General features: G+C 68.4%; 6 protein-coding genes. 5 read left to right on the plus strand and 1 reads right to left on the minus strand.

All coding sequences use genetic code 11. The features are described 5' to 3' along the window. The first annotated feature begins 66 nt into the window (after nucleotides 1-66). The 4 genes from mnmG (at nucleotide 67) to NOV65_RS15155 (ending at nucleotide 4,870) form a co-directional block, all read left to right on the plus strand. Nucleotides 67-1,950 (plus strand): tRNA uridine-5-carboxymethylaminomethyl(34) synthesis enzyme MnmG, encoded by a 1,884-nt coding sequence (gene mnmG, locus NOV65_RS15140; RefSeq protein WP_257307526.1) that lies wholly within the window; start codon nucleotides 67-69, stop codon nucleotides 1,948-1,950. 75 nt (nucleotides 1,951-2,025) lie between these two features. Then, nucleotides 2,026-2,514: a MerR family transcriptional regulator gene (locus NOV65_RS15145; protein ID WP_257307528.1), complete on the plus strand. Its 489-nt coding sequence runs from the start codon at nucleotides 2,026-2,028 to the stop codon at nucleotides 2,512-2,514. Between the two features lie 16 nt (nucleotides 2,515-2,530). Further along, nucleotides 2,531-2,737 (plus strand): heavy-metal-associated domain-containing protein, encoded by a 207-nt coding sequence (locus NOV65_RS15150; protein ID WP_257307530.1) that lies wholly within the window; start codon nucleotides 2,531-2,533, stop codon nucleotides 2,735-2,737. A gap of 18 nt (nucleotides 2,738-2,755) precedes the next feature. Next, a complete protein-coding gene (locus NOV65_RS15155; RefSeq protein WP_257307532.1) occupies nucleotides 2,756-4,870 on the plus strand; it encodes a heavy metal translocating P-type ATPase in 2,115 nt (704 codons plus the stop codon). Here the strand turns inward: NOV65_RS15155 and galU are convergent. Next, on the minus strand, nucleotides 4,867-5,739 hold the full coding sequence (gene galU, locus NOV65_RS15160; RefSeq protein WP_257307534.1) for a UTP--glucose-1-phosphate uridylyltransferase GalU: 873 nt from the start codon (nucleotides 5,737-5,739) through the stop codon (nucleotides 4,867-4,869). The two genes, NOV65_RS15155 and galU, sit on opposite strands and share 4 nt — an antisense overlap. 95 nt (nucleotides 5,740-5,834) lie before the next feature. Here galU and NOV65_RS15165 point away from each other — a divergent pair, with 95 nt between their 5' ends. Next, nucleotides 5,835-6,929, plus strand: coding sequence for a hypothetical protein (locus tag NOV65_RS15165; RefSeq protein ID WP_257307536.1), 1,095 nt, complete (start codon nucleotides 5,835-5,837; stop codon nucleotides 6,927-6,929). Nucleotides 6,930-7,140: the final 211 nt, after the last annotated feature.

Genomic DNA, 7,140 nt, shown 5'->3' on the forward strand with positions numbered 1-7,140 from the left:
AGATGCCGCCCGCGATAGGAGGAAGGCCTCGATTCCCCTCATCGAAGACTGGGTGGAGGTCCTGCGATGAAACAAGTGGTGGTGATTGGCGGCGGACATGCCGGAATCGAGGCGGCGCACATCGCCGCCCGCATGGGCATGGCCACGACGCTGCTCACCATGAACCTCGACCAGATCGGCCAGATGAGCTGCAACCCCAGCATCGGCGGTGTGGGCAAGGGCCACATGGTGCGGGAACTGGATGCCCTGGGCGGCGCCATGGGCCGTCTCATCGACGCCACCGGCATCCACTTCCGCATCCTCAATGAAAGCCGCGGCGTGGCCGTGCGTGGCCCCCGGGCCCAGGCCGACAAGGTCAAATACCGCAGTGCGGCCCGGCAGCTCCTGGAGCATCTGCCGAAGCTGAAACTGCGCCAGGGGATGGCCACCGCCCTCCTCTGGACGGAGGGCACCCGGGGCCTGCGGGGGGTGGAACTGCTGGATGGCTCCGTGGTGCCCTGCGACGCGGTGGTGCTCACCAGCGGCACCTTCCTCAATGGGCGCATCCTCATCGGTGATCGTCGGCTGGAGGCCGGCCGGGCTGGGGAACCCGCCAGCACCCACCTCGCGGAGCAGCTGAAGGCCCTGGGCCTTAGGAGCCGTCGCCTGAAGACAGGCACGAGCCCCCGCTTGGCGCGAGGCTCCATCGACTTCAGTCAACTTGAGGTCCAGCCCGGCGATGCTCCGCCTCGCCCCTTCAGCTTCTTCACCCAGGAGATCCCCCAGTCCCAGGTGCCCTGCCACATCGTCCACACGACGGCGGAAACAGAGGCCATCGTGCGGGAGAACCTGCCGAAATCGAGCCTCTATGGAGGCCATATCGAGGGTGTCGGCCCGAGGTACTGCCCCTCCATCGAGGACAAGTTCGTGAAGTTCCCCGACAAGGGCCGGCACCAGATCTTCGTGGAGCCTGAAAGCCTGGAGACCGAGGAGATCTACCTGGCGGGCCTATCCACCTCCATGCCACCAGACGTGCAGCTGCGCATGGTGCGGAGCCTGCCCGGCTTCGAGGCCGCGGAGATCCTGCGTCCCGGCTACGCCATCGAGTACGACAGCTTTGATCCCCTGCAGCTGCGTCGGGACCTCTCGGTGGAAGGCCTGGAAGGCGTGTGGTTCGCGGGCCAGATCAATGGCACGACGGGCTACGAGGAGGCCGCGGGCCAGGGCCTGCTGGCGGGCCTCAACGCCGTGCGCTGGTTGCGGGACCAGGAGCCCATCATCCTTGGCCGGGATCAGGCCTACCTGGGTGTGATGATCGACGACCTCGTCACTAAGGGCACGGACGAACCTTACCGCATGCTCACGGCCCGGGCCGAACACCGGCTGGGCCTGGCCTGCGATGTGGCGGACGCCCGGCTGCTGGCGGTGGCCCGCGAGGTGGGGGCCCTGGAGCCCGGGGAACTGGCCCTGGTAGAGGCCAAGATCGAGCGCCGGGACCGTCTGCGCGCCCAGTGCGACGCCGCCTGGGTGACCCAGACCAGCCCCTTCGGGCCCATCGCCGCCGCCGCCGGTCTGCGGCTGGACGCGGGCCTGGCCTTGTCCGACCTGCTGCGCCGCCAGCAGATGGGGCCCACCGAGGCCGAGGCGTGCCTGGCCCTCCTGGAGGGCTGGACCGATGCCCAGACCGGGTGGAACCCCGCCCGGGAACGGGACCTGCTGCTCTTCGACCTGCGTTATGCCCCTTATCGGGAGCGGGAGGCCCGCCTTCTGGAAGGCCATCGGGCCTGGGACCATGTGCGGATCCCCGCGGATTTCCGCATCGAGCATCTGCACGGCTTGTCCAAGGAAGTCTTGGAAAAGCTGATCTTGCATCGACCTGAGACATTGGGGCAGGCCAGCCGGATCCCCGGCATCACTCCGGCCGCCGTGACGCTGCTGCACCTGCATATTCATCGCTCTCAGCGCATATAGTTTTTTGTGATTTTATCCTTGAGCCTCCATGTAACTGGAGGCTTAACCTGAGGACTGCTCGTTCGGGAGGTTCCCATGTCGACCGTCACCGACCTCTACCCCACTCCGGCCTCCGCGCCCGCCGGATCCCGGCTACTGAAGATCGGTCAGCTCGCGTCCCGTTCGGGCCTCACGGCCCGAAACCTGCGCTTCTATGCGGATGCTGGCGTCTTCGGCGACCTGCCCCGGTCGCCCAAGGGCTATCGCCTCTTCCCGCCGCAGGCCGTCCAGTGGGTGCGGATCCTGAAGGCCTCCCAGGCCGCGGGCTTCACCCTGGATGAGGTGCAGGAGCTCTTGCGCGCACTGCGCCAGGACAGCGCCCCCTGCGCCCATGTGCGCGATGCCCTGGGCGGCAAGCTCCGGGTTCTGGAGAGCCGGCTCGCCGAGATCCAGCTGCTGGTGGAGATCCTCCGCATCACGCTGGGCACGCCGGACGGCCAGAGCAGCGACCTGGGCTGCAACCTGATGGAAACCCTGCTCGCCGAAGCCAAGCGCCTGCCCGCGCTCACGGAATTGCGGGCCTGAACCCACTGGAGAACCCATGAACACCCAGACCTACCAAGTGACCGGCATGACCTGTGGCGGTTGCGTCCGCCACGTCGACAAGGCGATCCGCAACACCCCCGGCGTCACCGACGTGGTCGTGGATCTGGCCAGCGGCACGGCTAAGGTGACCGGCACCGCGGCCTTCGAAACCTTGGCCGCCCAGGTGGCCGAAGCGGGCTATCACCTGGCGGAGCTGGCCTAGGCCAATCCCGGGATCCCCATGAGTATCGAGACCTACACCGTCACTGGCATGACCTGCGCCTCCTGCGTGCGGCATGTGGAAAAGGCCCTGAGCAGCACCCCCGGCGTGCGCGCCGCCACGGTGAATCTGGCCACGGCCATGGCCACGGTGGAAGGCGAGGCCCGCTTCGAGACACTGGCGGCGCAGGTCGAGGACGCGGGGTACGGCCTGGGCCGACCCCAGGCTGACCAGGCGGTGGCGCCGGCCGAAGATGACCCGGCCCCCGCCCGGAACCGGATGATCATCGCCCTGGTCCTCACGGCGCCCCTGCTGCTCGCCATGGTCCCCGGCCTGGGAATCCATCTGCCGGGCTGGCTCCAGGCCCTGCTATCGGCCCCGGTGGTCTTCTGGGCCGGCTGGGGCTTCTTCCGCCGGGCGGCGCGTCAGGCCCGGCACGGCCAGGCCTCCATGGATACCCTCATCGCCCTGGGATCGGGCGTCGCGTGGACTTTTGCCGTGGTGGAATGGCTGAACGGCGTCCACCACCTCAGCTTCGAAACGGCCGCAGCCCTGGTGGCCTTCCTGCTCGCGGGCAAATATCTGGAGAGCCGGGCCAAGTCCAAGGCCACCGATGCCCTGAAGGAGCTGCTGGCCCTGGCCCCCCCCACGGCCTTGCGCCTGGCTGAGGATGGTTCCGTGGTGGAAGTCCCGGTGGCGGACCTGCGGCCTGGCGATCGCGTCCGGGTGCTGCCGGGGCATGCGGTCCCTGCTGATGGGCGCGTGACGGTGGGCCAGGCGGAAGTGGACGAATCCATGCTCACGGGTGAACCCCTGCCTGTTCCCAAGGGGCCTGGCGAAGGCCTGGTGGCTGGTACGGTAGTTCATGGCTCCGCGCTGGAGATGGACATCCAGGCCGTGGGGGCCCAGACCCAGCTGGCCCGCATGGCTCAGCTGGTGGCCCAGGCCCAGGGCTCCAAGGCCCCCGCCCAAGATCTGGCGGATCGCATCAGTGCCGTGTTCGTGCCGGCCATCCTGGCTCTTGCCCTGCTGACCCTGGCGGGTTGGTGGCTGGCCACGGGTGCCTTGGCTTCGGCTTGGCGCCCGGCCGTGACCCTGCTGGTGATCGCCTGCCCCTGTGCCCTCGGCCTCGCCACGCCGGTGGCCGTGATGGTGGGTCTGGGTTCCGCCGCGCGGAAGGGCGTGCTGGTGCGCGATGCAGCCGCCCTGGAGGCCCTCGGCCAGGCCACGGATCTCGCCTTCGACAAGACCGGGACCATCACGGAAGGTCGGCCGAGGCTGCGTCGCGTCGTGGAGACCTCGAACTTGGCTGAAGCGAAGCTGCTGGAACTCGCGGCCAGCCTGGAACGGGATTCGGAACACCCCATCGCCCGCGGACTGGTGGTGGCCCACGGGGGTGCCCTGAAGCCGGTGTCGGCCTTCCGCGCCCACCCGGGCGGGGGCGTCAGCGGTGAGATCGAGGGCACGCCCTGGCGCCTGGGCAGCGCGGCTTTTCTGGGGGTGACGTTCCCGGACGTGGACGAGGATGGGATCGCCGTGGGCCTGGCGGACGCCTCCGGGTTGCAGGGCGTGTTCGTGCTGGGTGACCGCCTTCGGGCCGAAAGTGCCGCGGTGGCTGGCCAACTCAGAGGCCAGGGACTTCGCCTTCACCTGTTCACGGGGGATCGTGCCGAACCCGCGGCCCGGATGGCCGAGGCAGTGGGTATCGCGTCGGTCTCCGCGGGCCTGCGCCCCGAGGACAAGTTGTCCCGCATCCGGGACCTCCAGAACACGGGCGCCGTGGTCGGGTTCGTGGGCGATGGCGTGAATGATGCCCCGGCCCTGGCCCAGGCGGACTGCGGCATCGCGATGGGATCTGGGGCGGGGGAGCAGGGCACCGGCGCGGCCATGGCGGCGGCTCCACTCGTGCTGTTGCGCCCGGGTCTGGAGCCCATCCTCGCCGCACGCCGTCTGGCTCTGCGCACCCATCGCGTGATCCGCCAGAATCTGGGCTGGGCCTTCGGCTACAACCTGGTGCTGGTGCCCCTGGCCGCCTCGGGCCAGCTGGAACGCTTCGGCGGGCCCATGCTCGCGGGGCTGGCGATGGGCCTCAGCTCACTCACGGTGGTGCTGAACGCCCTGCGGTTGCGGCGCTAGAGGCTCTTCGCCAGGTCCTTCAGGTAGGCTGCAAAATCCGTCTTCAGGTCCTCTCGCTTGAGGGCGAACTCGACGTTGGCCTTCAGGTAGTCGAGCTTGTTCCCGGTGTCGAAGCGCTTGGCGGGGATGGGGGCCGCCACGAGGCGACCCTCCCGCGCAAGGACCGCCAGAGCGTCCGTGAGCTGGTACTCGCCGCCCACACCGGGATTGAGGGCAGCGAGATGCTCGAATACGCGAGGTTCCAGCACGTAGCGCCCCACGACCGCCCAGCGGCTGGGGGCCTCAGATGGCAGGGGCTTTTCGACAATCGCTGTCACCTCCCAGTTGGCTTCACGGCCGACTGGGGCGCTGACGATGCCATAGCGGGAAACATGGTCCTCCGGGACTTCCTGGACGCCGACGACGGACTTCCCCGTCGCCTGATAGGCAGCGATGAGGGCCTCCAGGGCGGAATCCCGCTCGTCGAAGACGTCGTCGCCCAGGAGCAGGGCGAAGGGTTCGTCACCAACGGCATGGCGGGCGCATAGCACCGCGTGGCCGAGGCCCAGGGGCTCGCCCTGACGCACGTAGGCGAACTGCGCGAGGTGGGTGATGTCGCGCACCAGGTCGAGGTCCTCCTGCTTGCCGCGGCGCCGCAAGGTGTCCTCCAGCTCGTAGGCCACGTCGAAATGGTTCTCGATGGCACCCTTGCCGCGCCCAGTCACCAGGACGATGCTCTCGATCCCCGCGCGGATGGCCTCCTCCACCACGTACTGGATCACGGGCGTGTCCACCAGGGGCAGCATCTCCTTGGGCTGGGCCTTGGTGGCCGGCAGGAAGCGGGTGCCCAGACCGGCGACGGGAATGACGGCTTTGCGCAGGGTCTTCATGGCGGCTCCGGAGGTCATGATGGCCTAAGATGGCTGGAACAGGAGAAGCAGGAATGGACTCAAGGGAATTGTGGCAGCGGATGGTTGGACATCCGATGTCGGGATGGCGCCTCGCCGAAGACGTGGCGCTGCCCCCGTCCCTGGCGCCAGGCCGGCTGCTGTGGTGCGGGATCGGCGGCTCCCTGCTGCCTGCGGATGCGCTCATCCAGGCCCTGGCCGCGACTTCGCTGCGCCATCGGTGGCAACCGCTGGCCTCCCCCGAAACCAACGGCCTGCGCCTGGAGGCGGAAGACCAGCTGGTGTTCGCCTCCAAGAGCGGACGCACGCTGGAACTCTGGACGTGGATCGGGCGGTTGCGGGCCCAGGCTGGATGGGGGCGCTGGCACCAGGTGCCCGTGGTCATTACGCAGGACGACCAGAATCCGCTCGCCCGGTTGGCGCGGGCCGAGGGCTGGACGCTGTTGCCCATCCCGGAAAAGGTGGGTGGGCGCTACTCGGCGTTCACGGCCATCGGCGCGTTGCCGCTGCATTGGGCGGGCCTGGAGGCCCCCCGCTTCCTGTCCGCCGCCCGCGAGGTGGTCGCGCAAACCGAGCAGGAGCGAGGACCCTGGGGTGTCCGCGTCTGGGACATGGTGGCCACGCTCACCACAGGCTACCTGCGAGGCACGGACCAATGGGTGCTGATGCCCTACGCCACGCATCTGGAAACCGTGGGCGCATGGTGGGTGCAACTGGTGGCGGAAAGCCTGGGCAAGCAGGCTGCTGACGGTAGTCGGCGGGGCTTTACGCCCATCCGCGCCATCGGTCCACAGGATCAGCATGCGCAGCTGCAGCGGTGGCTGGATGGGCCGCGCAATGTCGGCATGGTGATGGTGACGGTGGGACACAACCATGCAGCGGAACCCTCCGATCCGCCGTCGCAGTGCCCGTTTCCGGGACTGGGGCGCTGGGGCGGCGAAGACATCGTGCGGGCCCAGGCGGAGGGCACCCGCGAGGCCCTGGAGGAGGCCGGCATCCCCGTGGTGCACTGGCACCTGGACTCGCTGGACGAGGCCTCGCTGGGGGCCTTCCTCATGGCCTGGCAGCTGGCCGTGGGGCTGTGCGGCGTGGCGCTGGAGGTGGATCCCTTCGATCAGCCCGCAGTGGAATCCGGCAAGCGCCGGACCTTGCTGAAACTGGGGATTTCCTAGGAATTGCCTGGGAATTCCGTCAGAGATGCAACGGTGACGGGCACCTACCTGAAAATTTCCACTTGCACTGCGACTCTCCCCTGCTAGTCTGAATGTCCTGCGCAGTTGAGGCTGCGAGGTGCTGGAAGGGGCCGCGAGGCGACTTCGGACTGTGCGGAAGCACGGTGAGCGTCTTTGAAAACCGGATAGAAGATAGGAAGCCTTTGAGGGT

It is taken from the genome of Geothrix campi (assembly GCF_024609265.1).
Lineage (GTDB): Bacteria > Acidobacteriota > Holophagae > Holophagales > Holophagaceae > Geothrix > Geothrix campi.